Annotated in this window: 25 protein-coding genes; 8 read left to right on the top strand and 17 right to left on the bottom strand. The window is 52.5% G+C overall.

Annotation, left to right across the window (positions count from 1 at the left end):
- Position 1: 1 nt before the first annotated feature.
- The 11 genes from ACMHXI_RS17505 to rlmD all read right to left on the bottom strand — a co-directional run bounded on the left by ACMHXI_RS17505 (position 2) and on the right by rlmD (position 11,999).
- Positions 2–637 (bottom strand): protein-L-isoaspartate(D-aspartate) O-methyltransferase, encoded by a 636-nt coding sequence (locus ACMHXI_RS17505; protein WP_044734852.1) that lies wholly within the window; start codon positions 635–637, stop codon positions 2–4.
- Positions 634–1,380, bottom strand: coding sequence for a 5'/3'-nucleotidase SurE (gene surE, locus ACMHXI_RS17500; RefSeq protein WP_044734853.1), 747 nt, complete (start codon positions 1,378–1,380; stop codon positions 634–636). Before surE ends, ACMHXI_RS17505 begins: the two co-directional genes overlap by 4 nt.
- Positions 1,377–2,441 (bottom strand): tRNA pseudouridine(13) synthase TruD, encoded by a 1,065-nt coding sequence (gene truD, locus ACMHXI_RS17495; protein WP_025889137.1) that lies wholly within the window; start codon positions 2,439–2,441, stop codon positions 1,377–1,379. The genes surE and truD overlap by 4 nt, the downstream gene beginning before the upstream one ends.
- 34 nt (positions 2,442–2,475) lie before the next feature.
- Complete coding sequence (ispF, locus tag ACMHXI_RS17490; RefSeq protein WP_071239239.1) at positions 2,476–2,955, bottom strand: 2-C-methyl-D-erythritol 2,4-cyclodiphosphate synthase; 480 nt, start codon at positions 2,953–2,955, stop codon at positions 2,476–2,478.
- A gap of 15 nt (positions 2,956–2,970) precedes the next feature.
- The gene (ispD, locus tag ACMHXI_RS17485; RefSeq protein ID WP_413735627.1) at positions 2,971–3,723 is read right to left on the bottom strand and encodes a 2-C-methyl-D-erythritol 4-phosphate cytidylyltransferase; all 753 of its coding nucleotides are present in this window, start codon (positions 3,721–3,723) and stop codon (positions 2,971–2,973) included.
- Between the two features lie 28 nt (positions 3,724–3,751).
- A complete protein-coding gene (gene ftsB, locus ACMHXI_RS17480) occupies positions 3,752–4,054 on the bottom strand; it encodes a cell division protein FtsB (RefSeq protein WP_109248112.1) in 303 nt (100 codons plus the stop codon).
- Between the two features lie 99 nt (positions 4,055–4,153).
- Positions 4,154–5,449, bottom strand: a complete 1,296-nt coding sequence (eno, locus tag ACMHXI_RS17475; protein ID WP_025011657.1) for a phosphopyruvate hydratase — start codon at positions 5,447–5,449, stop codon at positions 4,154–4,156.
- Between the two features lie 148 nt (positions 5,450–5,597).
- On the bottom strand, positions 5,598–7,235 hold the full coding sequence (locus ACMHXI_RS17470) for a CTP synthase (protein ID WP_071239241.1): 1,638 nt from the start codon (positions 7,233–7,235) through the stop codon (positions 5,598–5,600).
- A gap of 157 nt (positions 7,236–7,392) precedes the next feature.
- Positions 7,393–8,202, bottom strand: a complete 810-nt coding sequence (gene mazG, locus ACMHXI_RS17465; RefSeq protein WP_306295061.1) for a nucleoside triphosphate pyrophosphohydrolase — start codon at positions 8,200–8,202, stop codon at positions 7,393–7,395.
- Between the two features lie 122 nt (positions 8,203–8,324).
- A complete protein-coding gene (gene relA / locus ACMHXI_RS17460) occupies positions 8,325–10,535 on the bottom strand; it encodes a GTP diphosphokinase (RefSeq protein WP_071239243.1) in 2,211 nt (736 codons plus the stop codon).
- A 126-nt stretch (positions 10,536–10,661) separates the two neighbouring features.
- Positions 10,662–11,999 carry a 23S rRNA (uracil(1939)-C(5))-methyltransferase RlmD gene (rlmD, locus tag ACMHXI_RS17455; RefSeq protein WP_117199772.1) on the bottom strand — a complete coding sequence of 446 codons (1,338 nt, stop codon included), beginning with the start codon at positions 11,997–11,999 and terminating at the stop codon, positions 10,662–10,664.
- 99 nt (positions 12,000–12,098) lie between these two features.
- On the opposite strand from rlmD, the gene barA reads away from it, so the two are divergent.
- From barA to ACMHXI_RS17430, 5 genes are all read left to right on the top strand, one after another.
- Positions 12,099–14,882 (top strand): two-component sensor histidine kinase BarA, encoded by a 2,784-nt coding sequence (barA, locus tag ACMHXI_RS17450; RefSeq protein ID WP_117199773.1) that lies wholly within the window; start codon positions 12,099–12,101, stop codon positions 14,880–14,882.
- On the top strand, positions 14,872–15,471 hold the full coding sequence (locus tag ACMHXI_RS17445; RefSeq protein ID WP_109248109.1) for a YjaG family protein: 600 nt from the start codon (positions 14,872–14,874) through the stop codon (positions 15,469–15,471). The genes barA and ACMHXI_RS17445 overlap by 11 nt, the downstream gene beginning before the upstream one ends.
- Before the next feature lies 1 nt (position 15,472).
- Positions 15,473–15,847, top strand: a complete 375-nt coding sequence (locus ACMHXI_RS17440) for a DUF3319 domain-containing protein (protein ID WP_117199774.1) — start codon at positions 15,473–15,475, stop codon at positions 15,845–15,847.
- 279 nt (positions 15,848–16,126) lie between these two features.
- The gene (locus ACMHXI_RS17435) at positions 16,127–16,339 is read left to right on the top strand and encodes a hypothetical protein (protein ID WP_208142903.1); all 213 of its coding nucleotides are present in this window, start codon (positions 16,127–16,129) and stop codon (positions 16,337–16,339) included.
- On the top strand, positions 16,308–16,688 hold the full coding sequence (locus ACMHXI_RS17430; RefSeq protein ID WP_208142904.1) for a site-specific DNA-methyltransferase: 381 nt from the start codon (positions 16,308–16,310) through the stop codon (positions 16,686–16,688). The genes ACMHXI_RS17435 and ACMHXI_RS17430 overlap by 32 nt, the downstream gene beginning before the upstream one ends.
- Positions 16,689–16,867: 179 nt before the next feature.
- Here ACMHXI_RS17430 and ACMHXI_RS17425 read toward each other — a convergent pair whose 3' ends face one another.
- On the bottom strand, positions 16,868–17,494 hold the full coding sequence (locus ACMHXI_RS17425; RefSeq protein WP_117199775.1) for a hypothetical protein: 627 nt from the start codon (positions 17,492–17,494) through the stop codon (positions 16,868–16,870).
- 93 nt (positions 17,495–17,587) lie between these two features.
- Positions 17,588–18,493 (bottom strand): restriction endonuclease, encoded by a 906-nt coding sequence (locus ACMHXI_RS17420; RefSeq protein ID WP_144225171.1) that lies wholly within the window; start codon positions 18,491–18,493, stop codon positions 17,588–17,590.
- Between the two features lie 640 nt (positions 18,494–19,133).
- Here ACMHXI_RS17420 and ACMHXI_RS17415 point away from each other — a divergent pair.
- Complete coding sequence (locus ACMHXI_RS17415) at positions 19,134–20,477, top strand: hypothetical protein (protein WP_117199777.1); 1,344 nt, start codon at positions 19,134–19,136, stop codon at positions 20,475–20,477.
- A gap of 2 nt (positions 20,478–20,479) precedes the next feature.
- Positions 20,480–21,289, top strand: a complete 810-nt coding sequence (locus ACMHXI_RS17410; protein WP_117199778.1) for a hypothetical protein — start codon at positions 20,480–20,482, stop codon at positions 21,287–21,289.
- On the opposite strand, the gene ACMHXI_RS17405 is transcribed toward ACMHXI_RS17410, so the two are convergent.
- From ACMHXI_RS17405 to ACMHXI_RS17395, 3 genes are all read right to left on the bottom strand, one after another.
- Positions 21,286–21,699: a hypothetical protein gene (locus ACMHXI_RS17405; RefSeq protein ID WP_117199779.1), complete on the bottom strand. Its 414-nt coding sequence runs from the start codon at positions 21,697–21,699 to the stop codon at positions 21,286–21,288. The two genes, ACMHXI_RS17410 and ACMHXI_RS17405, sit on opposite strands and share 4 nt — an antisense overlap.
- A gap of 48 nt (positions 21,700–21,747) precedes the next feature.
- Positions 21,748–23,409 carry a DNA repair protein RecN gene (gene recN / locus ACMHXI_RS17400; protein ID WP_093983584.1) on the bottom strand — a complete coding sequence of 554 codons (1,662 nt, stop codon included), beginning with the start codon at positions 23,407–23,409 and terminating at the stop codon, positions 21,748–21,750.
- A 105-nt stretch (positions 23,410–23,514) separates the two neighbouring features.
- A complete protein-coding gene (locus tag ACMHXI_RS17395; RefSeq protein WP_117199780.1) occupies positions 23,515–24,468 on the bottom strand; it encodes an AEC family transporter in 954 nt (317 codons plus the stop codon).
- 222 nt (positions 24,469–24,690) lie between these two features.
- On the opposite strand from ACMHXI_RS17395, the gene ACMHXI_RS17390 reads away from it, so the two are divergent.
- Entirely contained in the window at positions 24,691–25,593 is a 903-nt protein-coding gene (locus tag ACMHXI_RS17390) for a LysR family transcriptional regulator (RefSeq protein WP_025011643.1), read from the top strand.
- 48 nt (positions 25,594–25,641) lie between these two features.
- Here the strand turns inward: ACMHXI_RS17390 and ACMHXI_RS17385 are convergent, their stop codons facing one another.
- A complete protein-coding gene (locus tag ACMHXI_RS17385) occupies positions 25,642–26,613 on the bottom strand; it encodes a PstS family phosphate ABC transporter substrate-binding protein (RefSeq protein ID WP_025889126.1) in 972 nt (323 codons plus the stop codon).
- Between the last annotated feature and the right edge of the window lie 326 nt (positions 26,614–26,939).

Here is a 26,939-nt window from a genome sequence, read left to right as displayed (position 1 = left end):
ATCAGGCCAAACCGCCACTGATTAAGGGAACAAATTTTACCGCTTCGACCACTTGGGAAATAAACTGTCCCCTCTCCCGGCGGATCTTCAGCAACTGTTGGCTCTCATCACCAACGGGAATCACCAGTACGCCCCCCTCTGCCAACTGTTCCAGCAAGGCTGTGGGAATGTCAGAGGCCGCCGCTGTCACCATGATGGCATCGAAGGGCGCCCTGTTGGGCCAACCTTGCCAGCCATCACCGTATTTGAAGGCCACATTATGCAGATCCAAGCGTTTGAGGCGTTGGCGAGCCTGAATTTGCAGGCTTTTGATCCGCTCAACCGTGCAAAGCTCTGGCACCAACTGCGCCAGCACCGCCGCCTGATATCCTGATCCGGTACCTATTTCAAGCACCTTGGCAGGATTATGCTCCAACAATAACTCCGTCATTCTCGCCACAATGTAAGGCTGGGATATGGTTTGGCCCGAGCCTATGGGTAGAGCGGTGTTTTCATAAGCCTTGTGCGCCAAGGCACCATCAAGAAACAACTCTCTGGGGGTTTTGGCCACCACCTGCAACAGACCCGGGTGACGGATCCCTGCTTCCTGCAGTTTTCTGGTTAAGTTCAGTGCCGATGTGGAGGCTACCCGGGTCATAGTTTTTCTATCCAGTGTTGCAATTGTGAAAGCTGCCGATAGGCGGTTAAATCTACAGTTAATGGGGTGATGGATACATATCCCTGAGACACGGCATAAAAGTCTGTGTCTTCACCCACATCCAGTTCAATCCCGGGTGGCCCCAACCAAAACACCTCGCGGCCGTGAGGATCTCTGGCTCTGACCATACCCTCAGCCTTATGGCGGGCGCCGAGCCGAGTAACCCGTATCCCCTTGATTTCATCGAGAGGCAGATCCGGCACATTGATATTGAGGATCTGATCCGAGGCAATAGGATGCTTCTTAAGCCCCATGATGATCTTCACCGCATAGGCCGCCGCACTGTCATAATGCGTAAGCTCACGGCCCACCAAGGATACGGCCACTGCCGGCAACCCCAGAAAACGCCCTTCCATCGCCGCCGCCACTGTGCCTGAGTAGAGGGTATCGTCTCCCATATTGGCACCGGCATTGATCCCCGAGACCACCATGTCGGGTTCGCCTTCATAGAGTTCACGAATCGCCAGATGAACGCAATCGGTTGGCGTGCCGTTTACCGAGATGTAGCCATTGTCTAACTTATTAATCCTTAAGGGATTCGTCAAGGTTAAAGAGTTACTGGCACCGGAACAGTTGCGATCCGGTGCTACAGTGAGTACTTCGGCAACGGCTGACAAGGCTTCCGATAGGGCGCGGATCCCAGGTGCCGTTACCCCATCATCGTTGCTGACCAAGATTTTCATGCAGGGTTTCCTTCCTGAGCCGCCTGGCGCTCACGCCACAGACGTTCGGTCACATCATCATAGTCGAGCAGTTCCCGCAGCACTGAGGTTGCAAAGCTGCCCGCAGGAAGGCTGAACTCCAGCTCCAGTGTGTCCGGCTCGATAAACTGGTACTTCATCCCTTCGGGACGCAACAACAGTGGTCGCCTTTCCTGCTCGAGCCCGGCTTTTTCCAGGCCTTCACAATCAGCGCTGTATTCGGCCAGAACCTGAGCCTCAAAAGCCAAGGCATCGGCACTGCTGAGTGGCTGCCCCCTACCCCACATGGGCGCCGACAGCAAAATATCTTTCTCTGCCAGCCTTTGTTGCAACACCTCATCCCAGCGCTCGGCAACAAAGAAGCTGCGGCTGCCGGCCAGCATGACACAATCACCGTCCAGACACTCAAGCCCATGGGTCGCCAGGCGCTGAGATACCAGTTGATTAAACAATAATGAGCGCAGCGCCGACAGGTAGATGGAGCGTTTGTTTCTGTCTTTCACCTTGCGCCCCTGCAGCATCTGCCGCGCCATTTCTATGTTGCGGCCGTTGTGGCCAAAGCGCTGTTCACCGAAATAGTTGGGTACGCCCCCCTCGGCAATCGACTCCAGCCGCTGCAATACATCTTCCGGCTGAGTTATCTGGCGCAGAACCAGCTTGAAACGGTTACCGGAAAGCGCACCAATGCGCAGCTTCTTGTTATGACGCGCCGCACTCAATACCGTGATGGACTCACTGTTGAGACTCAGCCAATCCGGTGTTTCTTTACCCGGAATTCGTACGCCGAACCACTGCTCTGTGATGGCATTCTTATCCTTCTGGCCGGCAAAGGTCACCTCTTTGGGATGCACCTTGGCCAATTTGGCCAGCATCTCGGCCACCTGAACCGTATTCAGGCCATCTTTACGAATATGCAGCAGATGGTGCTCACCCTCGCCCGAGGGCAGAAAAGGCAGTATTTCCTGCACCTGAAAATCGCTGTTGCTGGTGCGCATATCGCCTTTGGAGAGAGGCTTGCCATAGAGAAAGTGTAATGAATTCATCTTATTTGAATCTTTTCCTGTAAATGAGTCGGTATTACATACCGAACATCAGCACCACGGCTTCTACCGCAATGCCTTCACTGCGGCCGGTAAAGCCGAGTTTTTCTGTCGTGGTCGCCTTGACGTTGATGGAATCGAGATCTGTGTGCAGATCTTCGGCCAACATCTGTCGAATGGCTTCAATATGCGGCGCCATCTTGGGCGCCTGGGCAATAATGGTCACATCCAGGTTGCCGAGACGAAAGCCTTTGTCCAGTGCCAGGCGGTAACAATGACGCAGCAGCACCCGGCTGTCGGCTCCCTTGAATTCGGCATCTGTATCGGGAAAGTGTTTACCTATGTCACCAAGTGCCATGGCGCCGAGTATCGCATCTGAAATCGCGTGCAATACCACATCACCATCCGAGTGCGCCAACAGGCCTGTGTGGTACGGCACTTTCACCCCACCGAGGACCAAGGGCGGCTCACCACCGAATTTATGTACATCAAAACCGTGTCCAATACGTATATTCATTGCTTGTTCCTGTATTCAGTTGCCCCGCTGATGCGCCAGATAAAGCGCTGCCAGCGGCAAGTCGTCCGGATGGGTTACCTTGATATTGTCACTGCGGCCGCTGATAAGTGCCGGGTGTACTCCGCGCCACTCCATCGCCGAGGCTTCGTCTGTCACCAGCACACCGGCGGCCAGCGCCGCTTTCAGCGCCTCGGTCAAAGTAAGCAGTGGAAACAGCTGCGGCGTTAGCGCATGCCAGAGTGCTTCTCTGGCAACCGTTTCACTGATGCAGCCATCGACGCCACTGCGTTTCATGGTGTCGCGCACCGGTGCTGCCAGTATCGCCCCTTGTGGATATTGTTTCCGTGAAGCAAGCAGCTTATCAATATCGCCATGGGTAAGGCAGGGTCTGGCAGCGTCGTGTACCAAAGCCCAGGTATTAGCGGGCAATTGCTTGACGGCTACCAGGCTCTCAAGCGCCGCCAACACAGAATCGGCCCGCTCTTTACCGCCAGTGACAGTCTCCAACTTGGGATGACTGGCCACCGTCAGTTTGCCAAAAAAGCTATCTTCTGGGTTCAGCGCTACTATCACCTTTGAGATGCCATTGTGGCTCAGCAAACCCTTGAGGGTTTGCTCCAAAATACAGGAGCCGGCAAGCGGCAGATACTGCTTGGGACAATCGGCGCCCATGCGACTGCCTATCCCCGCCGCAGGCACTATGGCAATCACTTGTTCATCACTGGGGAGCCCGGCCGCTATGGCTCGGGAAGAAATAGCTTCGCTCATGGATATCCGTTATGTTGAAATTAGGCCGTTATTGATTGGCCAAAGACATGGAACGCTGCTCACCACCAACAACCCGATAAAAGGTTTCACCCTTCTTGATTAACCCCAGCTCATTGCGGGCACGCTCTTCCAGGGCTTCGGTACCGCTGCGCAGATCGCGGATCTCCTCTTTCAATACCTGGTTACGCTCTTCGAGCCTGGCATTGCTGTCATTTTGAGCCGCTATCTGCTGCTCAAGATGGAAGTACTCCGGCAGACTGTTTTCTCCCAGCCAAAGACGATATTGCAGTAGCCCCAGCAACAAGGCGATGACAAAAAGCAGTCGTTTCATGGTGATAAATTCAGCTCATGCCCTAAAAAATACGATTAGTGTTGATAGTACAACAAAAAAGGCCACCAAGTGGCGGCCTTTTGTAGCTGGGGGCGAAAATTACGCCTGACCTTTGATCTCACTCAGGCCGCGGTAGGCTGCCTTGGCGCCCAGTTGCTCTTCAATACGCAGCAGCTGGTTGTACTTGGCAACACGGTCAGAGCGGCACAGAGAGCCGGTCTTGATCTGGCCGGCTGCGGTACCTACTGCCAAGTCGGCAATGGTCGCATCTTCAGTTTCACCTGAGCGGTGAGAGATAACGGCGGTGTAACCGGCTTCCTTGGCCATGCGGATAGCGGCCAGAGTCTCGGTCAGAGAACCTATCTGGTTGAACTTGATCAGAATCGAGTTGGCAACGCCCTGCTCGATACCGCGAGACAGGATCTTGGTGTTGGTCACGAACAGGTCATCACCCACCAGCTGGATCTTGTCACCAAGGATCTTGGTCTGGTAAGCCCAGCCATCCCAATCAGACTCATCCAAGCCATCTTCGATAGAAACGATAGGATACTGCTCGGTCAGCGACTTGAGGAAGTCAGAGAAACCGTTGGAATCGAATACCTTGCCTTCACCGGCCAGGTCATACTTACCGTCTTTGTAGAACTCGGAAGCCGCACAATCCAGCGCCAGAGTCACATCTGTGCCGAGTTTGTAGCCAGCAGCTTCAACGGCTTCTTTGATAACCGCCAGGGCATCGGCGTTGGATGACAGGTTAGGCGCAAAACCACCTTCGTCACCCACGGCAGTGTTCAGGCCCTTGGACTTGAGCACCTTCTTCAGGTTGTGGAAGATTTCAGCGCCCATACGCAGGGCTTCACGGAAACTCTTGGCACCGACTGGCTGTACCATGAATTCCTGAATGTCGACGTTGTTGTCGGCATGCTCACCACCGTTCAAGATGTTCATCATAGGAACCGGCATGCTGTACTGGCCAGGAGTCCCGTTCAGTTCAGCGATGTGAGCGTAAAGTGGCATACCTTTGAAGGCAGCAGCGGCCTTGGCAGCAGCCAAAGACACAGCCAGAATGGCATTGGCGCCCAGCTTGTCTTTGTTTTCAGTGCCGTCCAGCGCGATCATGATGCCATCCAGCTCGGCTTGAGCCGTGGCATCTTTACCCAGCAGGGCTTCACGGATAGGACCGTTGACATTGTCAACAGCCTTGAGCACGCCTTTACCCAGATAGCGGGCCTTGTCGCCATCGCGCAGTTCCAGCGCTTCACGGCTACCGGTAGAAGCACCTGATGGAGCTGCTGCCATGCCGATGAAACCACCTTCCAGATGCACTTCAGCTTCTACAGTGGGGTTACCGCGAGAATCCATGATTTCGCGTCCAATGACGTTAATGATCTTAGCCATAATGTCCTCGATTAAAGTTAAAGAAAAAACCCATACCCATCTGAGCGTTCAGCGTCTCTCATATGGGTATTGGACTTTCACTTCACACTTCCCGGCTCGGCCGGGGATGAAAAAGCCGGAGCTGCCATAGCAGTCCGGCTCTTCTAGTTTAACCCAGATTACGCTTTTGGTAAGTACTGGCGGCGGCGACAAAACCTTCAAACAGAGGGTGACCGTCGCGAGGTGTGGAGGTGAATTCCGGATGGAACTGACCGGCAACAAACCAAGGGTGACCAGGTATCTCGATCATCTCTACCAGCTTGCGATCCGAAGACAAGCCACTGAAGACCAAGCCGGCTTTTTCCAGACGCTCACGGAAGGCGTTGTTCACTTCGTAACGATGGCGGTGACGCTCGATACAGGTGTTGCTCTTATAAGCCGCAGCGGCCTTGGTGCCTTCAATCAGATGGCACAGCTGAGCGCCAAGACGCATAGTACCGCCAAGATCTGAGGCCTCGTCACGCTGCTCCAGATTGCCTTCTTCATCAACCCATTCGGTGATCAGGCCCACAACAGGGAACGGGGTTTCCTTGTTGAATTCGGTAGAGTGGGCACCTTCCATGCCGGCGACATGACGGGCGAATTCAATCAGGGCAACCTGCATACCCAGACAGATACCAAAGTATGGCAGTTCGTTTTCACGGGCGTATTGGGCGGCAAGGATCTTACCTTCAACACCCCGCTCACCAAAGCCGCCGGGAACCAGAATGCCATCCAGACCTTCCAGCACTTCAACGCCTTTGACTTCAACAGTCTGGGAGTCGATATATTTGATGTTCACCGAAACCCGGTTTTTGAGGCCGGCATGCTTCAACGCTTCGTTGACTGACTTGTAGGCATCCGGCAGTTCGATGTACTTGCCGACCATACCTATGGTCACTTCATTGTTTGGATTGGCTTCCTGATAAACCACGTTTTCCCATTCGGACAGGTCGGCTTCAGGGCAGCTCAGGCCAAAGCGCTTGACGACCAGCTCATCCAGACCTTGTGAGCGCAGCAGCGCCGGGATCTTGTAGATAGAGTCCACGTCTTTGAGGGAGATAACCGCCCGCTCTTCAACATTACAGAACAGGGAGATTTTGGCTCGCTCTGTGGCTGGAATAGCGCGGTCGCCACGGCAAACCAGAATATCCGGCGCAATACCGATAGAACGCAGCTCTTTAACTGAATGCTGAGTCGGCTTGGTTTTCACTTCCTGAGCCGGGCCGATAAAAGGCACCAGAGTCAGATGCATAAACAGGCTGCGTTCGCGGCCCAATTCAACACCCAGCTGACGGATAGACTCAAGGAAAGGCAGAGATTCGATATCACCCACAGTACCACCGATTTCAACGATGGCGACATCATGGCCTTCACCGCCTTCGAGGACTTTTTCCTTGATGGCGTTGGTGATGTGCGGAATAACCTGAATGGTGGCACCCAGGTAGTCACCACGACGCTCCTTGCGCAGCACTTCCTCGTAGATACGACCCGTAGTGAAGTTGTTGCGGCGGTTCATCTTGGTACGGATGAAACGCTCATAGTGGCCCAAGTCCAGATCTGTCTCTGCGCCGTCCTCAGTGACAAACACTTCCCCGTGTTGGGTTGGGCTCATGGTTCCCGGATCAACGTTGATGTAAGGATCCAGCTTCATGATGGTTACATTCAGGCCTCTGGCCTCTAAAATTGCCGCGAGCGATGCTGCTGCAATGCCTTTACCTAGTGATGAAACAACGCCACCAGTAACGAAGATATACCTTGTAGTCATGCTGAACCTGAGAAAAAAGAATGATAAATAGGTGCTCGAATGAAAGCACCAGGACGGGGCGACAGTATATCAAAGCCCCCGCCATTTACCAAACAGGAATGACGATAATTTTTACGCTCTGTTCTCATTCGCGCATTTTTAATCCAGGCTTCGCCTGCTACTGGATTTCACCGCGCTCTTCACGCTTGACCTGATCCCAATAAGCATCCAGTGCCTGCAGATCATGTTCTGCAAACGGCTTGCCGCTGGCATTGGCTTTTTGCTCGACGGCGCGAAAACGCCGCTCAAACTTGTTGTTGGCCCCTCTGAGAGCCTGCTCGGGATCCACCCCCAAGTGGCGCGCCAGATTCACCGCAGCAAACAGCAAATCGCCCACTTCATCCTCAACCCTGGCCTTATCCGGCGTGGCTTGACGCGCTTCGTGCAACACCTCTTCAATCTCTTCCTGTACCTTGTCGACTACAGGCTCAAGCTCGGGCCAATCAAACCCTACTCTGGCGACCCGCTTTTGAATCTTACCCGCCCGCGCCAACGCCGGCAGCGCCTTGGGAATATCATCCAGCACTGAGTGCAGTTCGCGTCCGGCGCGCTCTGCTGCTTTAATGCGCTCCCAGTTGTTCTTGGCATCCGGCGCCGAGTCAAAACTCAAGTCGGTATCGGCGGCAAACACATGGGGATGACGATTGATAAGCTTATTACATATCCGCTCAAGCACAGTGGCGAAATCAAACCAGCCCTTTTCCTTGCCAAGCTGGCAATAGAACACCACCTGAAACAGCAGATCGCCAAGCTCAGAAGGTAACTCCTGCCAGTCGCGGCTTTCTATGGCGTCGGCCACTTCATAAGCTTCTTCCAGGGTGTAGGGCACTATGGAGTCAAAATCCTGTGCCCTGTCCCAGGGGCAACCCAGCTCAGGGTCCCTGAGCTTTGCCATAATCTCAAGCAATGCATTGATATCTGCCGCCACCGCCGTTACTCCTTTGTTGCTAATACGCTTACCAATCCAACGACTCTTTGATAAGTCTTAAAAAACAGCAGGACGCAACCTATGCGTCCTGTTTTAAATACCGGTCGAATACCGAACTGGCCTCAGAGCCTGCGGGCTTCTATTACCCCGTCTATCTGGGTCAGCTTGGAGATAACCCGGGATAAACCGTCGAGGTTATAAAGCTCCATCTCAAGTTCAATGGCCGCCGTCTGGTTCTTGAGATCCGATGAGGAACTCATCGCCAGCACATTGGACTTTTCCGCCGCCAGCACAGAGGTGAGATCCCGCAGCAAACCGGTTCTGTCATTGGCCACCACTCGAATACGGATCTTGTAGCCGCCGGAGTAGTTTTCGCCCCAGACCACATCCACTACCCGCTCTGGATGGGCGCGCATCAGTTCCTTGACCTGCTCACAATCGGCTCTGTGCACCGAAATACCGCGCCCCTTGGTAATAAAACCGAAAATCTCATCACCGGGCACCGGCTGACAGCAGCGCGCCAGATGGCTCATCAGATTACCGACACCATTGACCTCAATCTGGCCGCGATTAGCGCCTATGGGTTTCTGCTGACCTTTCTTGACCAGCTCTTCCAGCGCTTCTTCGTCAGAAGGCTCCTGAGTTCTGAGTCGGCTCTGTACATGATTAACCACTTGGTTGAGGCGCACATCGCCGCCACCTATGGCCGCCAACAGGTCGTCCATGTTGGTCATGTTGAAGCGCTCAATTGCGCTGCCGACATCCTTGAGTGTCAGCCCCACCCGCGCCAGTTCGGCTTCCAGCATCTCGCGTCCGGCCACCAGGTTCTTGTCCCTGTCCTGCTGCTTGAACCAGTGTTGGATCTTGCTGCGGGCTCTGGAGGTCTTGATATAACCCAGGTTGGGGTTAAGCCAATCCCGCTTCGGATTGGGATGCTTGGAGGTGATGATCTCGATGCGCTCACCGGTTTCCACCTGGTAGGTGAACGGCACTATGCGGCCATCGACCTTGGCGCCAATACACTTGTGGCCCACCTGGGAGTGGATATAGTAGGCAAAGTCCAGCACGGTCGAGCCGGCTGGCAAGTCCACCACTTCTCCGGACGGGGTAAACACATAGACCCTGTCTTCGAAGACCTGAGCCCGGATCTCCTCCACTAGGTTGCCGCTCTCAACCACATCTTCCTGCCACTGCAAAATCTTGCGCAGCCAGTTGATCTTCTCTTCGTAGCCACTCTGTTTGCCGGAGTGATTGCCCTCTTTATATTTCCAGTGAGCCGCCACCCCGAGCTCGGCATCTTCATGCATCTGCTGGGTACGAATTTGGATTTCGACTGTTTTGCCCTCCGGCCCCACCACCACAGTGTGAATCGACTGGTAGCCGTTAGGTTTGGGGTTGGCAATATAGTCGTCAAACTCTCTGGGAATATGGTGCCAAAGGGTATGCACTACACCGAGCGCGCCGTAGCAGTCCTGCAACCGGTCGGTGACGATTCGCACCGCACGCACGTCAAACAGCTCGTCAAATTTAAGCTGCTTGCCGCGCATCTTGCGCCAGATGGAGTAGATATGTTTGGGGCGGCCATAGACCTTGGCACGAATGCCTTCTTCATCCAGCCGCGTTTGCAACTGATTGACAAAGTTGTCGATAAAGACTTCACGGTCCAGGCGCTTGCCATCCAGCTGCTTGGCAATCTCTTTATAGGTCTCGGGATGCAGATAACGAAACGAGATATCCTCCAGCTCCCACTTGAGCTGACCTATACCCAAACGGTTAGCCAGCGGCGCGTAGATGTCGGCAATTTCCCGGGCCAGTAAGACCCGGGTTTCTTCATCGTCATTTTTCACGGCCCTAAGCAAGCATACCCGCTCGGCCAGTTTGATCACCACGGCGCGTACATCTTCCACCATGGCCAGCAACATCTTGCGGATATTGTCGATTTGCGGTTCGCTGCTGCGGCTGTCATTGCCCACCTTGAGTGCGCCTATGGCATCCATGGTCTTGACGCTGTTGACCAAGGTAGCCAACTCGGGGCCAAAATCTTCGGTGAGCTTGGCTTCATCGACTATGCCCACCTCGAAAAACACAAATAAGATGGCGGCCTGCAGGGTTTCGATATCCATGTTGAGCGGCGCGAGGATCTCTATCATCTCCCGCGCCTTGGCCTGAAGCTCGGCTTTGGGACGCTTGCACTTGCCCATAGGCAGTGCTTCCACCTTGGCTATCAGCTCCAACAAACGCCCGGCATCGGCGGAGTCGGCCACATAACGATTAACCCACTCATCCAGATTGAAATCAGGATCCTTAAAGTGTGCTTCGCGAACAGATACCATCTCACCTTCCTTTAGTGTCCGATTAACAGACTCAACAAGACTCCCTATCTTGAGCATACCCGATGGTATGTCAAACCCCCGTGAGTACCTTTATTGATAAAATTGACTCGATAGACAATAAAAGCATCAATTCCGCACAAACAATGCCATGGCTTCGGTGTGATGAGTCTGGGGAAACATGTCCAACACACTGAGGCGCTCCAGGCGATAGCCTTGCGCGAGCAATAACACGCTGTCCCTCGCCAGGCTCGCCGGATTGCAAGAAACATACACTACTCGCTCTGGCGCGATGTTTTTCAGGTAAGAAAGCGTCTCATAGGCACCGGCACGGGCGGGATCCAGCAGCAGCTTATCCACCTTGCCAAGCCAGGGCTCGGCCGAAAGGTCGGCGCTAAGATCGGCGCAAAAGAACTGCAACCCTTCAAGCCCGGCTTGTTTGGCATTTTGCCTGGCCTGCTCAACCATGGCGGGCACACCCTCGACACCTGTGACCCTGGCGCCGGTGGCCGCCAGCGGTAGGCTGAAGTTACCCATGCCGCAAAAGAGATCCAGTATGTGCTCACCGGCCTTGGGTTGCAGCCAATCTATGGCCTTGGCCACCATGGCACGGTTTACTTCACCATTAACCTGAATAAAATTCCCCGGATTAAACTTAAGCGTCAGCTCATCGCCATCGACGCCGGGCAAGCGGTAGCTTGGCTGACTGCCCGTAAGATATTCACACTCGCCCTGATTGTCCTGCAGCACCAACTGCAATCCTTGCTGCCCGGCAAAGGCCTTGAGCTTTTCCTTGTCTTTATTCACCAGTGGCCGGGTAATTCTCAGCACCACAAAACGACCGGCTTCGGTTTCAATCAGCTCCACATGACCAAGCTGAGCCACGCCCTGCAGGTGTGCCAGTTGCGCCGCCAACGGCTTTATCAGTTCCGACAACGAAACCGCCAATACAGGACATTCGCCAATGGCAACTACCTTGCTGCTGGACTTGGCCCTGAACCCCAGGGTGAATTCGCGACTTTGTTTGTCATACCAGGTCGCCAGTCTGGCCTTGCGTCTATAATGCCAAGGGGTGGAAGCCAACTCGCCGATCTCCGGCAGTTCAGATAGGCCCGAGAGCTTGGCAAACAACTCGGCCAAGGCCCGGCGCTTGTGCTGCCGCTGGCTCAAATCTGACAAGTGTTGCAGATCGCAGCCGCCGCAAAGCGCATAATGGGGGCATTGGGGTTCAACCCGCTCCGGCGATGTTTGGGTGATGCGGATGAGTTTGCCCCTGGCATAGTTCTTTTTTTGTTCGGTGAGCTGCACCTCGGCGCTCTCACCGGGCAATAAGCCGGGAATGAACACCACTTTGCCCTGATATTGACCGATCCCGGCACCCTGATGATCCAATCCGGAAGCCGTGAGTGACAGTTTTGCGGAGACTTTCTTGGATCTGTTTGGTTTTTCTCTAAAAAATTGTGCCATCTAGGCCCCTGAAACAATAAAAAACTGGCAAAGACGCCGGGATATCTGGCAGTCTATCTATAGCCGTAAAACAAACTAGCTGGAATACCTATACCGCCCATGAACAGTGCGAATAACATGACCAAGTACAGCCTCAGATCCTGGGTGCTGGTATTGGCCCTGGCTCCTACCATTTTGGTCGGTATTCTTCTGGGCAGTTACTTTACCATAAATCGCTTTTATGAGCTTGAAGATACGCTCATAGAACAGGGCAGTAATATCATAGAGCCGCTGGCCATCGCCAGCGAGATAGGCCTGGCTGCCAACAACCGCGAAGCCACCAAACGCCTGCTCGCCGCGGCTCAGCTCAACAAGTCGACCTTGGTGAAATCCATCGCCATCTTCGATGCCGACAACCAGCTGTTTGTCACCTCCCATTATCACAAAGACTTTGAGATTATGCGCTACAAGGGCGCCATCTCGGATCTGGCCCGCACCGAATATGATCAGCTAGGCGACAGCCTGGTGCTCAGGGCACCGATTTTCGCTGCCGGTAGTCTGCTGGCGATAGACGATGCTCCCGGCTTCAATGAGAAACCCCTGGGCTATATCTCTTTGCTGCTCAACAAGGAAAAGGCGCTGCTGGAACAGCACAGAGCCGCGGTGGCGGCTTTTATCATAGTGCTTATCGGGGTGCAGCTGAATCTGCTATTCACCTTCCGCCTGGTAAAGAATGTCACTCAGCCTATCACCGACATGGTACGGGTGGTGGCCAAAATCCGTGAGGGCAAGCTGGATACCCGGCTGGAGGGCAATCTCATCGGTGAGCTGGATCTGCTCAAACGGGGGATTAACGCCATGGCGGGCTCCTTGTCGGAATACCATGATGAGATGCAGCAGAACATAGATCAGGCGACCTCGGATCTCAGGGAAACCCTGGAGCAGATTGAAATTCAGAACGTTGAACTGGACTTGGCCAAGAAACGGGCGCTGGAAGCCAGCCGGATAAAATCTGAATTTTTGGCCAACATGTCCCACGAACTGAGAACGCCACTCAATGGCGTGATAGGTTTTGCCCGTCAACTATTGAAAACGCCGCTGCACGCCAGCCAGATGGAATATATTCGCACCATTGAACGCAGTGCCACCAACCTGCTGAGTATCATTAACGACATCCTCGACTTCTCCAAGTTGGAAGCCGGCAAAATGGTGCTGGAAACCATGCCGTTTGCCCTCAGGGAAACCCTGGATGACACCATGATGCTGCTGGCCGGTTCTGCCCACGAGAAGGGGCTGGAACTTGTGGTGGATGTAGCCCCGGAAGTGCCGGATGCCGTCAGCGGCGATGCCATGCGGGTGGGTCAGATCATCACCAATCTGGTGGGCAATGCCATCAAGTTTACCGATCAGGGCAGCGTGCTGTTGAAGGTGGATATCAGCAACATCAAGGAAGACAAGTTGCTGCTGCACTGTGAGGTGTCAGATACAGGTATTGGCATTGAAGAAAGCCAGCAGGAGTTGCTGTTTCAGGCGTTCGGCCAGGCCGATTCATCTATCTCACGCCGCTTCGGCGGTACCGGCCTTGGGCTGGTGATCACCAAACGCCTCATTAACCAGATGGGCGGCCAGATAGGCTTTAGCTCCCGGGTGGGTAAAGGCTCCACCTTCTGGTTTACCCTGCCACTGATGACCAGCCAGTTCCCGATAGGTGAACCGCTGCCACTGGAGCAGCTCAGAGGCAAGACGGTATTACTGTTTGAACCCAGGCCCTTGACCCGCTCTGTGCTCAACCGCCGTCTGCAACAATGGCAGATGCAGGTCAACAGTGTTCACACTGTGCCGCAATTGGAAGCCGAGCTTGCTCAAGACAAGGCGCATTTCCACTATGTGCTGCTCGGCTGTCACGGTTTCGATGGCCCGACTCAGTTGCAGGCAGTGCTCAAGAGTGCCAGACAAGTGACTGAGGCCCTTATTGCGCTGTTCGACTGCCATGATCAAGAGGCACTGGAGCGCTATATTCGCCCTGTGGTAGACCTTGTTCTGAGCATTCCTGCCAGCGAATACCTGATGGCACGCAACATGATTTATCTGCCACAGGAATCTGAACTCAAGCCCGCCCTGCCCAAGCTGGTTGAGCCGCAGCAGCGCCACAAACTCAATGTGCTGGCGGTGGATGACAACCCGGCCAATCTCAAGCTGATTGACACCCTGCTCGATGAATTGGTTACAGGGGTGACCACAGCCAGTAATGGCGAGCAGGCGGTGAATCTGGCCAAACAGCGCAGCTTTGATTTGATTTTTATGGATATCCAGATGCCGGGAACCGATGGCATTACCGCCACCCGGCTCATTCGTCAGGACTCGTTGAACCGCAATACCCCCATCATTGCGGTAACCGCCCACGCCATCAATGAGGAGCGCGAGCGGATCCTCAATAGCGGCATGGATGGCTACCTGCCCAAGCCCATAGATGAAGCCGCACTGAAAGGAGTGATCAGCCGCTGGATTACCCGGCCCAAGTTTACCCATTTTGACCAGCACACCCTCAACTGGGAGCTGTGTCTGACCCAGGCCAATCAGAAACAGGATCTGGCGCTGGATATGCTCAGAATGCTAATTGACTCCATGCCGGACACCACCAGCAACATTCAGGAATCGCTGGAGCAGGATGACGCCGCCAAAATGCAGGCCTGTGTCCACAAACTGCACGGTGCCTGTTGCTACTGCGGCGTACCGACGTTGCAAAAACTCTGTCAAACCGTGGAAGGCGGTCTCAAGCAAGGCAGCAGCATTGCCGAGCTGGAGCCGGAAATACTGGAGTTACTTGATGAGTTAACTAAGGTAGAATCTGCGGCAAAACAAGTGATATCCCAACTTTCGATGGATTTAACCGATGACAACTAAACCGGGCTTCTTTAAACGCCTAAAGGCGCTGGAACTGCCACAAAAGAAACTCTTTGCCGTGGCGCTGTGCCAGCGTATGTACCCCAACTACCAACTGTTTTCCGAGGTGTGTGAATTCGGCGATCCCCAGGTATTGGATACGGTACTCAACCTGTTGTGGCAGTCTTTATATGACCGCAAACTCAAGCTGAACCTTGAACTGCAGATGGCAAAACTGGAAGAAAACACCCCGGAGCCGACCCAATTCGACGCCTATGGAGCCTACCCGGCGATGGATGCCACTGTGGCACTCAGTTCACTGCTGGGTGCACTGGAAAGCAAGGTGGAAGACGACATCACCAATATCTCCAAGCTGTCATCCGGTACCGTGGCCCACTATATCGAAGCCATAGCCGATCCCGAATTGGATGGTGAAGCATTGGACGATTTTGTATTCAACCACGAAGTGATGCAGGAAGAGCGCGAATTGCAGGGATCCTTGCTGGAAATAATCGAGGAAAACCCGCAGATAACGGCGGAGTTTGTCAAAGCACTGCGCAAGGAAATCGTCATGAGCGGCGTATCCAACATAGGGATCAGCGCTCAATAAGATGCGTAAGCTTGTTTATCGTGGCTATATCCTCAGCAATACCGACGGCCTCACAGACAGCTGGACCCTGACCATAGGCCAGACCAGCCGCACCGGCTCTTTATTTGAGCTGAGAAGGCAGATCAATTTCTTTGAAGAATTGGGGATATTGCCACAACCGAAAATTGCTGACGCAACAGACACCGAAACAGTCGCCAATAAACCACTGCAGACCGGGAGCCAAAAGGCTCAAACGGCTTCCCGCAAAGCTACTGAGGGGAAAGCCACTGAAGGAAAAACCAAAGAGAGAAAAGCAGGAAAAGGCGGCGCAGGGGAAAAAAGCGCCAGTAAAGGCTCACAGCGAAAAAACACTTCACCCAAAGGCCGTAAGTCATAGCAAAGACGGGGAAAATCGTCCGTCAAGCTACTATCCAAAACACCAAGGATGCGATCCCATATTATGCCAAGATGTACTGCACCTGCACGGTTCCCTACTGTGGCCATACGTTCGTGGCAACCTGGTCACATCAACACACACTCCCCCCTGGGCTGCAATCAACCTCCGAGCAACTGAGCGGATCATTATGTGCGAGCACTAGGGCTCCGAAGGCTTTGCCAAGGGCAGCAGTGGCTACTATGAAAAGTACAAAGCGCTGCGCCAGCATGTGTTTGCCCCTTGATTGATTACTTCAAAGCAGAAAAAGCCCGCGCCGCCGTCAGCAACAAAGAGATCAATCAAGCCACCGGAACCCAGATGGCCAGCCACTGGTTTGCCGCTTCGCAGTGGCAATTGCCCAATGTTGAGCAGTATCAAAAGCTGCAAGCCTTGTTTACCCAAAAGGCGCTGGAACTGGACTATGACACGCTGGAGACTGAGGCTGGAGACTGAATTTGTGGCGCTACAGCGACAATACCAAGGTCTGGCACAAGAGTTCGATGACTTGAAAGCGCAGTACCGGAACTTGCGCCGGCCCTTCACTGTCTCCAAGGATGTACCGTTTACCTATGTTTGGCACTACCCGGCTGTGCCCTACTACCCAGGCAAGCATCCCTGCGAAAAACCCGCAGCCATGCTCGAGCACATCATTAACGCTAGCAGTCGCCCTGGAGACGTTGTGTTGGATTGTTTCATGGGTTCAGGCTCTACCGGGAAAGGCTGTAAGGCGCTGGGCCGGCACTTTATCGGTATCGAGTTGGATGAAGGGATATTCAACCACGTCAGAGCAGGAATGGAATAGATATCAGGGGAAAATGTCGGCGCTATGGCATTACACAGCACACGCTCTAACTAACGTGAGCAAGCAGTTATGCCAATGACAATAGCGGCTTAAGAAAGGGGCGAACAAGTCCTATGTGTGTTCTGCGTCGACTTACAGGTCTGGATGCAAGGCGTGCCTTCAGTCATATGCCTTGAACGCTACACTTCGCTGCCAAGGAACTGAAGCATGTTTTCCCAAACAGGGGAAATTGACTCTACAACAAATGTTCCTAACTCTCTGTTATTAAGAAGATCATTAGCCCACGATGAGCAGTCATCTTCCATAAATGTAGCTTCAGATTGGATGCCAAGTTTAGTCATGATTTCTTGGATTTTTACATTTGGTGCCATATCTTGCTCTAGTAATTCACCTTTGTAGTGAACAAGCTCATTTCGTAGAGCTTTGATAAGATTATATGAACGAAAAGGTTCATCAGAATGATTCCAATCTGTTCCATTCGTTTTGGCTGTTATCAAGTTCCACTTTTGAGCTGTAGGCTTTCTTTGATGGTTTATAAGAACATCTGACCAGACATTACTGCAATCAGGTATTGACCCAAACATTGTTGTTAATTCGTTAAACTTTGCTTCAATAGCTGAAACTGAAAACAAAATACATGACATGTTTGCAGATCTTACCTGAAATGTTTTTTCTGCTGTCTTCGCAAGGTGGGCATTGTATTTACACCCTTCAAATAAATCATGAGAGAAGAAATGCATCGCAGCACCGATTTTTGCACCCGCACATGTATCTCCTTCTGTCTCGCTATAAACCCAAAATGTCATGGTACACCTTATGAGAGAGCTAACGCCTGTATTCAGGGGCCGAGGCGAAGCCGAGGTCCCAGCCCGAAGGGCGACTGGAATTACTTGTTATGTTCATATCTTGCGTAATGGAAAATTGATATTCCCATAACGGACAATGGCTTCAACCTTGGCTTTCATCGCATCTGAGAAAAGGACTCGGCCACTCAGGATTAGCGCGAGATCTTCTCCAGACATTAGAATGATTCGCGGAGAGTCGCCAGAAAACTTCATGATCGCGTTTTCATCAAAGCCATTTGCGGACAAAAACAACCCTCTGGTGCTTTGTGCCTTGCCCCTGATTTTACCATCAAAAATCGATAGATCCTTTTGCTTGCTCTGACCATCCTCCCATTTTGACTCAATCAAGTAATCGAACTTCTCATACCGAAAATGACCGTCAATCTGTTCTCCGTCGGGAGTTTTGTATGGCCTCGAATACTCCAGTTCGCTAAATTGCAAAAGATCACAAAAAAGATCTTCTAGCTTATAGCCTCTTTGCTGTGGAGTGTATTCACTTCCAGAAGCTAGTGACATAAAAATTGCGTTCAGATCCTCTAGCCGTTTTCTCTGAGATTTGCTCTCTTCAACCTTTGAACTGTAAGTGGAGCGTGCCTCTTCTCTTTTTCTTCGCTCAATTTCTGCTTCGATAGGATCGTTGCCAACTAGCTCTCGAAATTCCGCTAGTAATTCTTTGGCTTTTTTCTCATCTAGTGAATCTTTATCAACTGCGCCCCTTAAACGAAAGAAATTCGAAATAAGTCCGTTAATTGCTTCGATATCACCAGTTTCTTCTAGATGCTCAAGAACATTGCGCATCACCTGGTACTTGTTAAATACCTCTCGGGGGAAGCGATTGCACAGGGACTTCGATACACCGCAGCTATCAAGAAAACTGTAGAAGCTATTCCAGTACCAAAAGCAGGCGCCCGACAGTGACACCATGGCTTCTTTTACTTCGTAGTTAATCTTTTTGGACAACTTTCAAATTACCTCTGTGCTTTTGTGAACATAACAGCTGTATAGTGCGCATGCGCGGTTTCCAAACCTATTATCTACCTGCTGTATTTTTAACTTTATGAATTTAATAATATTTTCTAAAGTTTTACAGAAATAACGCGCAAACTTATCTGCAAATTTCCGGCATTTTTTCAAGAACGTCAATAATACTGTATAAAAAATCGGTTATGAGGTACTTGTCATGAGCGCTTCAAGCCTTACAACCAAGGGCCTACAACTCAGGCCCTACAAAAAACGTCGAGTAAAGCCATGGCTACCGCACGGGTCCAAACTCTGTTTGTCCCTGCATTCCGCTGAAAACGGAAAAGTGCTGCTTTCGGCTTAAGATTAAGGAAGTGCTAAATCTAAGCGATTGAATTAGTTATACAATAGCCGGCATTGAGTGTGCAAACAATTAGACAAATGTCAAATTTTTGATAAATGCAACAAAACCCTAATTTGGTTTGTTTTCGCAACAAAATTGACTGGGTTTGAAACCCGAAGCGACTTTCCCAACCAATACTGGTGTCTGCGTTATTATAACGAGAACATTCTCACAGAAAAGTGGTACATTCATCGGATAGCTTGCAAGTCAGGAAGATTTTTTATCAAGGAGAGATAAATGCGAGTTGTGCACTACCGTGATGCTTACCAGAACGATATCCCTAGAATCATCCAACCAGAGAGGGCTCTTGGCTACATTCGGAGATCCCTATCCAGTCACCCAGGATTCAACCAAACGGTCTTTGGTTTAGACAGCCTACTGAGTGATTGCGGCATTTCCTATGCCCCTAGCCAACATCAAATTGACAGTGCTTTAAGTCGCATCGCTTGGCGTTTGGAAAGCGGTGACTTTTTCCTGTTAGGTGACAGAGACGATGACTTCGGCAGCATACAATTCTTTGGCGATATCAGCCCTTTTGTATCGTCCACTTTCAGGGAACGTGTCAAGCGTTTGCCTACCCGGCCTCAGTTCGGGCATGGCAACTATGCCAAAGCCTCTGAGCCCATTGTAGAGCCCAACATCACCCCAGTGCCGGAAGCCCCGGCTGAGCTGAAAGAAACCGGGATAACTAAAGCCATTAACGCCATGATGGGCGGTGCTAAACAGGTCATCAATGATTACATTGACGAGCAACGCGCATCACAAGCCGAGTGGCTGGCCGATAAAGGGATCATTCAAGCCAAAGATGAAGCGACAGGCCAAACCCTGACTCCGGAAGAATTGGGGGACCGCTATCGGGGTAATCCAACTCTGCCACTTGCGGATAATGAGTTGGCCGGAGCGGAAGCTGTACAATCGTTTGTCGGTTATGAAGCCGCACTATTAGTGCTTGAGGCTGCCACCAATCGCAAGAAGCTTGTCACTGACTTGGCCGAGTTCAAAGAAGAAGCCGGTAAAATCCTATCCCAAATCAACACCAAATCCCCCAATGCCCTGAGTGAAGCCCTGGGACAATATGGTGCCGAGCAGGTATACAAGGACTTGGGACTAAAGCAAAATGAGGGCTTTATCCACCGTTATCACGGCTGCGACAATATGATGGATTGTAAAAAGCGCGGTCTGGTTGAGATTGAGCACAAAGGTTACAACAGCGATAGTACTAGCCTCAGCCGCAATCAATTTGGAGAGCGACAAGGATCCGATGACAAAAACAAGCGCTGGGCAAGAAGGATGAAGAGAAAAGCCCCCAAAGTCGGTCAAGCATCCAACCGTAAGGGCGGTCCCTATCAACAAAAAGAGCAGGCGCTGTGGCAAAGCATCCTTGACAAGAATGGTGAGAAGAATCACCTGGCGATATTCACCAACACTGAAAGCGGTCAGGTGCGTTATTTTTGGCAAGACGATAAAGGTAACCTGCTGCCGCCTAAAGACGGGGCGAAGCAAGAGTTCACCATCCCTGAATTTGATACGGTCAAGAGCACCTTTGCCGATGGATTAAAAGCATTGAAAGGAAACAAATAACCATGACAAAAAAAATCCCGCAACTCTCGGCAGAGCAGCTTGCCAGTGAACTAGAAATCGATTTGGAAACCATTGCTCGAGCCAAGGCATTGGATGAAGCTGGCTTTTATCAAGATTCTAAGAAAGAAGGTTATTACTGGGGCCGTGGTTTTGACTATGCCAGTCTGGCTATGTCCTACGCATTGAACCAAAAATTTGATGAAGCCAAGGCCGCTTTCAAAAAAGCCGCCGAGTATCAGTTACGACCACTTAAAATGGCTTTTGCTCCCCAAGACCCGGAGTTTATCGGCGAAAAGGTGTCTCGAGGAAATCAAGCTATCAATGTCGCCAGTTGTTTCAACTATGCCATGGCCGCCGGTGAGCTGGCTATCGCCAAAGAAGCCTGCTTGCTGTACCCGGAAGGGCACTTTCCCGGCAACCCCAAACCGGATACTGCAGATGATTTGGTGCATGCGCTAAAAGCCTGGTTTAACGGCGACCATGATAAAGCCAGTGCCCATTGCCAAAAACGTCTGGATGAATACACCGCCAAGCCCAGCAAAAAAATTACCTTCCGCAGCAATTACTTTACCCTGCATTTGGCGCTGTGGGGGATCATTCACAAAGACGCGCTGAGCTTTGAAGATGGGATTAAACGCAACTTAGCTATTTGGCACCATGGCGCCCGTTACGGCGAAGAAAGCGGCACTGTTCGCGGCCACTATGCCGAGTTTGCTGTGGCGCTGACCAACTTGGGGGTCCACGCTGGAATGGAGCAGCCGGTCGTTGACCCATTCATCCCCCAGGGGTTGGTGTGGGTGAAACCCAATTAAGGTTCACGCACACTCAGTGATCCCAGCTTGGCCAGGTCGGGGTCACTGTTGATGAACTCCACAATATCACGCGCCAGTGGCAGCACTTCATTGCTCTGATAGACATCGTTGGTTTTGAGCGGATCCCCAAGCCCTGCCGCGCCCTGGGGAATAATCCCCGCCATCCCGGCCGGAAAGCGGTTGGCCGTCAGCACATCCTGAGCGCTGATGTTCTTGGCGCTGGCAAATTGGTCTTTGGAAGAAAAGTCGCCGATGGGGATCACCTGGATCCCCTTCTCTTTGCCATCCGGGATATTGATAAACATATTACGAAAGTTACCCGCCCCCTTACTGCGAGCCAGGGCGCTTTCTATCGCCTTCTTGTCCGGATCACTGAGTTTCGGATCTGACGCGTACAGCAAGTAACCCATGTGGGCGCCGTTCTTGGATTAACTGACTTGGGCTTAACTGCCTTGAGCTTAACTACTCAGCAGCTCACGGGCGTTGGCCAGGGTATTGCTGGTAATGGTATCGCCGCCAAGCAACCGAGCCAGCTCCTGTACCCGTTGCTCTTTATCCAGTGCCACCATAGAGGTTTCAGTACCACTGCCCTTGGCATGTTTGGCAACAAACATATGCTGATGGCCGTTACCTGCCACCTGCGGCAGATGAGTCACACACAATACCTGGGTCGATTCTCCCAGGGTGCGCAACATGCGGCCCACCACGGCGGCCGTTGGTCCGGAAATCCCCACGTCCACCTCGTCAAAAATCAGTGTCGGGGTTGCCACCTTACGGGCGGTTATTACCTGAATACCCAGGCCGATACGGGAAAGCTCGCCCCCAGAGGCCACCTTGGCCAGACTCTGCAGTGGCTGCCCCGGGTTGGTGGTCACCAGAAACTCCACCCTGTCACTGCCGTTGACCGACATCTGCTCAGGGCTGAACTCCACCGCTATGCTGAACTTGCCCTTGGGCATATTGAGTTCATGGATGGAAGCCGTGACCAACTTGTCCAACTCTTTGGCATAGCGGCTGCGGCTCTGACTGAGTTTTTGCGCCTGGGTCAGGTAATTCTGTTTGCTGGCTTCCAATTGCTGCTCTATCTCTTCGAGCTTCTGCTCATCTGAGTCGAGGCTACCCAGTTCGGTCAGCAACTGCTGATGGTGTTGATACAACTCTGAGGGCATCACCTGATGCTTGCGCGCCAATTGCATCGCCTTGGAAAGTCGCGCCTCCAGCATGGCAAAGTGTTCAGGGTCCAACTCGAGCTTGTCCAGATAGCGCTGTAGTTCGCTGCTGCTTTCCTGCACCTGGATCAGGGCATCGTTGAGCATACCGCCAACATTGGCCAGCTCAGAATCGACACTCTCCAGCTCGGCGCTGATATGCACAGCCCGGTTCAGCAATGACTCTATGTTGGCCTCTTCGCCCTCACTGAGCAGCATCAAGGCCAACTGACAGGACTCGATCAGCGCCGTACTGTTGGCCAGACGCTTGTGCTCCTGCTCTATCTCGGCAAATTCATGCTCCCCGAGGGCAAAGTCGTTGAGCTCTTCCACCTGATAGCTGAGTAACTGCTTGCGGGCGATTCTCTCCTGCTGCGACAGCACCAGTTGCCGCAGCTCCTGCTCGATTTGACGATAACGCTGATAGGCACTGCTGACACCATCGAGCAACAGCTTATGATTGGCATAGCTGTCCAGCAGGTAAAGTTGCTGCTCTGTCTTGAGCATGGCGTGATGGGCATGCTGGCCGTGGATCCCCACCAGCAATGGCCCCAAGGCCTTGAGCTGAGTCAGCGGCACAGGGTTACCATTAATATAGGCGCGGGAGCGGCCATCGCTGCCTATGGTGCGCCGTAGAATACATTCATCTTCGAGTTCGAGATCATTATCTTCCAGCCAACGCTTGGCCAGAGGGACATCCGCCAGAGAGAAACGGGCGCTGACTTCCGTCTTGCTGGCGCCTGGGCGCACACTGGCGGCATCGGCCCGGTTGCCGAGACAAAGCCCCAGGGCATCGATGGCAATGGATTTACCCGCCCCGGTCTCGCCGGTAATACTGGTCATTCCCGGACGGAAGTCCAGCTCCAGAAAACGCACTATGGCAAAGTTATTGATGCTGAGTTGGCAAAGCATAATGAATTCCCAAAACACTGTATTGATAAACAGTATATACTGATTTTTTATACAGTAAATATCTGTCGATTAATTATTCCCTGTGTTCTTCCCGGCCCCGAAATGCTAGACGGCCCATGCCGCTATCAAAGGCAAACTGATAAAGGTGATCAGCGTGCCCAGTAGTATCCCCTGAGCACTAACCCCGGCCTTGGTGTCATAACGCTGCGCCAGTAAGTATACACTCGCTGCCGTAGGCAGGGCCGCAAGAATAACCCCCATCTGCAGATTGGTGCCGCTGATCCCCATGGCTTTCAATAATAGATAAGCCAGCAGAGGTTGCAGTAGCAGTTTGCAGGCGTTGATGCCAAAGAGCTCGGCCAACTGCCAAGGCCCAGGTAAGCGGGTGGCGCCACGAACCCGAGTCGCCTTGGCCAACACCATGCCGATGGCAAACAGGGCGCATGGACTGGAGGTGGCGCCTATCTGACTTATCATCATCTCTATCCCATCCGGCAGAGCCATACCGGACGCCGAGACGGCAACGCCCAGGGCGCTGCCGATAACAATCGGGTTTTTCGCCAGCGCTTCAACAATTATCAGCAAAGGATGCGCCTTATTTTCTGTATCTCTGGCAAGCTCCAGCGACACCAGTGCCACGGCAAACATCACCACAGACAACAGGCTGGCAATGGCCGCCGCGGCCAGCGCCAGCTGGTTTCCCGGGTAGACTATCATCATCATGGGGATACCGATAAAGGCGGTATTGCCAAAGGTGGCATTCAAGGCGCGAATTGCCCCTACCCCTTGACCCGCCCTGAAACAGCCGGAAATCAGCAACACCAGCAGGTAGGTCAGCATCATTGCCACGCTGAAACCGACGATGAAATGCCACTGGAAGATCTCCTCGAAAGAAGTTCTTGCCAGCACTATCATCATAATGGCCGGAAAAGCTATGTAGTAAACATATTGATTGAGCGCCGCATCCGTACCATCCGGCAGGATTTTGCTTTTCTGTACCAGTGAACCTGCGAGCATAATGCCAAACACAGAGATCAGCGGAGTAATGATTCCAGTCATACTTCTTCCATTTTGCTGACTTTGGCTGTCGTACTCCCGCCGGGGATCTGCGAAAATGGCGGGGAATTCTGTATCTTGCCTGCCCTTATCAGTACAGCGAAGTAAGTTCGGCAGAGACGCCGGCAAGATACCATAGTCGTTATCCGCCAGCCATTGCGCTATGGTCGTAGAAACCGGCAGACAAGCGTTTTAAACATATCCTTGGCACATTGAGGAACCGCAATGAGTGACAATCAGGCCCCCGAACTGCAACTGCTCTACTTGTTTGTACATCTGGTCAATGCCGGCAGTTTCTCACAGGCCGCCAAAGTGTTGGATATGCCGGTGGCGACCGTCAGCCGCAAACTGGCCAAGCTGGAGTCTGTGCTGGATAAACAACTGCTGATGCGTACCACCCGCAAACTGAGGTTGACCGAAGAGGGACTGGAGTTATTCCAACGCTATCAGCAGCTGATAGCCCAGTTTGATGCCCTGGCCAGTGGCACCTGCGCCGACAAGCCCGAAGGCACCTTGAGAATTGCCGCCCCCATCTCGATAATCTCTATGATATTCATCGAGACACTGAACGAATTTTGCGAGTGCTACCCGGATATCAAACTGCATATCGCCCAAAGCAATGAGGTGGTGGATCTCATCGACAAAGGCATAGATGTTGCCATAGTTGGCGGCACCCAACCGGACTCCTCCTGGGTCTCCTGCTCTCTCGGGGTATTGGATTATCGCCTGGTGGCTTCCCCCGGGTATCTTCGAAAGGCGCCGGTATTCAATCATCCGCAGCAGCTCAGTCAACACAAGGTGATCAAGGTCTGGCCTCTGTTCAACTGGTCGCTGCGCCATCCTGATGGCGATGCCTTCTATTATGACGGCCCGGCCAACCTGACCCTGACGGATCTCCACGGCGCCATCCGCGCAACCTTGAATGACGGCGGGATTCTTTACGGCCCAGAGCTCTTTTGTAAACAGGAGTTGAAAGACGGGCGGCTACAGGTATTGCTGCCGGAGTGGAAAGGAGAAAAACGGCGTATCTCCCTGCTCTATCATCAACGCAGCCAGCAACCACTCAAGGTGAAGCTCTTTATCGAGTTCATGCAGCAGCGCGCCCCGGCGCTGTTTTCCATGGACTGAAACACAAAAAAGCCCGCGATGCGGGCTTTTCTTCGAAGGGAGTATGTCTTACAGACGGATACCAGCCTTCTCCAGGTCTTTGGCAATCACACTTCTTGGCAGTGCAACATAACCGTCTTTCTCAACCACCTGCTGACCCTGCTTGGACAGGACATAGCGGACAAACTCGCGCTGCATGGGTGACAGCTCTTTGTTTGGATGCTTGTTGATGTAAACGTAGAGGTAGCGTGACAGTGGGTAAGTACCGCTGGCCGCGTTTTCTGGTGTTGCAGCGATATAGTCGTCGCCCTTCTTGGACAGAGCCACGGCTTTAACACCGGCAGTCTTGTAACCTATGCCTGAGTAACCGATAGCGTTCAGCGACTGAGATACAGACTGAACCACAGAGGCGCTGCCTGGCTGCTCGTTCACGTTGGCTTTGAAGTCACCCTTACACAGCGCTTTCTTCTTGAAGTAACCGTAAGTTCCGGATACTGAGTTACGGCCGTACAGCTGAATGTCTTTGGCAGACCAGCTTCCGTCCAGACCGGCATCACCCCAGCGAGTGATATCGCTGCCACCACACTTGTGGGTAGAGGAGAAGATAGCATCAACCTGCTCTATGCTCAGACCCTTGATTGGGTTGTCCTTGTGAACAAAAACCGCCAGGGCATCGATGGCTACACGAATCGCAGTAGGCTTGTAACCATAGTGCTTTTCAAACGCTTCTTCTTCGTTTGGCTTCATCTTGCGGCTCATTGGGCCGAACTGAGAAGTCCCTTCGGTCAGGGCTGGAGGCGCAGTTGAAGAACCGGCAGCCTGGATCTGGATGTTGACGTTAGGGTACATCTGTTTGAATTCTTCCGCCCACAGAGTCATCATGTTGGCCAGAGTGTCAGAGCCGACGGAAGACAAGTTACCGGAAACACCACTTGTTTTCTCGTAGGTTGGCAGTGACTGATCGATAGCAGCCATAGATGCTGCAGAGAATACACCAGCGGCCGTAAGGGTTACCGCGCCGACAAGCTGTTTCAATTTCATTATTTGCTCCAGTTTTTACCGAACTTGGTTTCTAAAACGCAGCCAGTATCAATTGCCACAATGACAAGTCTATGACTTAAAAATGACAGTTGCATGACAAGCCAAAATAAATACGCTGTAACTGGGTATCGAAAATAACGGACTGAAAATAACGGCCAGCCACGCCTTGAAGCCATTTCGGCATAAAGGACCCTCGATTGACAATGTCGCCCCAACAGTTTCCTTGGATATACTAAAGCCTTTGCTTAATCATGACCGTGAGATTGCCATTTGCCACAGGCTTGAAAAAGAGTGCACAAAGCCTACCTCTTCCCGCTAGACAGCAA

The organism is Shewanella sp. BJSY2023SW005, assembly GCF_047314585.1.
Classification (GTDB): domain Bacteria; phylum Pseudomonadota; class Gammaproteobacteria; order Enterobacterales; family Shewanellaceae; genus Shewanella; species Shewanella algae.
Note: the sequence above shows the minus strand (reverse complement) of the source record. Positions and strands in the feature narration are given on the sequence as shown.

Coding starts and splice junctions, on each gene's coding strand:
- ACMHXI_RS17425 (WP_117199775.1), bottom strand. CDS start 17,494: ATGACATTTTGGGTTTATAGCGAGACAGAAGGAGATACATGTGCGGGT.
- barA (WP_117199773.1), top strand. CDS start 12,099: ATGAACAGTGCGAATAACATGACCAAGTACAGCCTCAGATCCTGGGTG.
- relA (WP_071239243.1), bottom strand. CDS start 10,535: ATGGTATCTGTTCGCGAAGCACACTTTAAGGATCCTGATTTCAATCTG.
- ACMHXI_RS17445 (WP_109248109.1), top strand. CDS start 14,872: ATGACAACTAAACCGGGCTTCTTTAAACGCCTAAAGGCGCTGGAACTG.
- surE (WP_044734853.1), bottom strand. CDS start 1,380: ATGAAAATCTTGGTCAGCAACGATGATGGGGTAACGGCACCTGGGATC.
- truD (WP_025889137.1), bottom strand. CDS start 2,441: ATGAATTCATTACACTTTCTCTATGGCAAGCCTCTCTCCAAAGGCGAT.
- ACMHXI_RS17505 (WP_044734852.1), bottom strand. CDS start 637: ATGACCCGGGTAGCCTCCACATCGGCACTGAACTTAACCAGAAAACTG.
- ACMHXI_RS17390 (WP_025011643.1), top strand. CDS start 24,691: ATGAGTGACAATCAGGCCCCCGAACTGCAACTGCTCTACTTGTTTGTA.
- ACMHXI_RS17470 (WP_071239241.1), bottom strand. CDS start 7,235: ATGACTACAAGGTATATCTTCGTTACTGGTGGCGTTGTTTCATCACTA.
- ACMHXI_RS17430 (WP_208142904.1), top strand. CDS start 16,308: ATGACACGCTGGAGACTGAGGCTGGAGACTGAATTTGTGGCGCTACAG.
- ACMHXI_RS17415 (WP_117199777.1), top strand. CDS start 19,134: ATGCGAGTTGTGCACTACCGTGATGCTTACCAGAACGATATCCCTAGA.
- ispD (WP_413735627.1), bottom strand. CDS start 3,723: ATGAGCGAAGCTATTTCTTCCCGAGCCATAGCGGCCGGGCTCCCCAGT.
- ispF (WP_071239239.1), bottom strand. CDS start 2,955: ATGAATATACGTATTGGACACGGTTTTGATGTACATAAATTCGGTGGT.
- ACMHXI_RS17395 (WP_117199780.1), bottom strand. CDS start 24,468: ATGACTGGAATCATTACTCCGCTGATCTCTGTGTTTGGCATTATGCTC.
- recN (WP_093983584.1), bottom strand. CDS start 23,409: ATGCTTTGCCAACTCAGCATCAATAACTTTGCCATAGTGCGTTTTCTG.
- rlmD (WP_117199772.1), bottom strand. CDS start 11,999: ATGGCACAATTTTTTAGAGAAAAACCAAACAGATCCAAGAAAGTCTCC.
- eno (WP_025011657.1), bottom strand. CDS start 5,449: ATGGCTAAGATCATTAACGTCATTGGACGCGAAATCATGGATTCTCGC.
- ACMHXI_RS17405 (WP_117199779.1), bottom strand. CDS start 21,699: ATGGGTTACTTGCTGTACGCGTCAGATCCGAAACTCAGTGATCCGGAC.
- ACMHXI_RS17385 (WP_025889126.1), bottom strand. CDS start 26,613: ATGAAATTGAAACAGCTTGTCGGCGCGGTAACCCTTACGGCCGCTGGT.
- ACMHXI_RS17440 (WP_117199774.1), top strand. CDS start 15,473: ATGCGTAAGCTTGTTTATCGTGGCTATATCCTCAGCAATACCGACGGC.
- ftsB (WP_109248112.1), bottom strand. CDS start 4,054: ATGAAACGACTGCTTTTTGTCATCGCCTTGTTGCTGGGGCTACTGCAA.
- ACMHXI_RS17410 (WP_117199778.1), top strand. CDS start 20,480: ATGACAAAAAAAATCCCGCAACTCTCGGCAGAGCAGCTTGCCAGTGAA.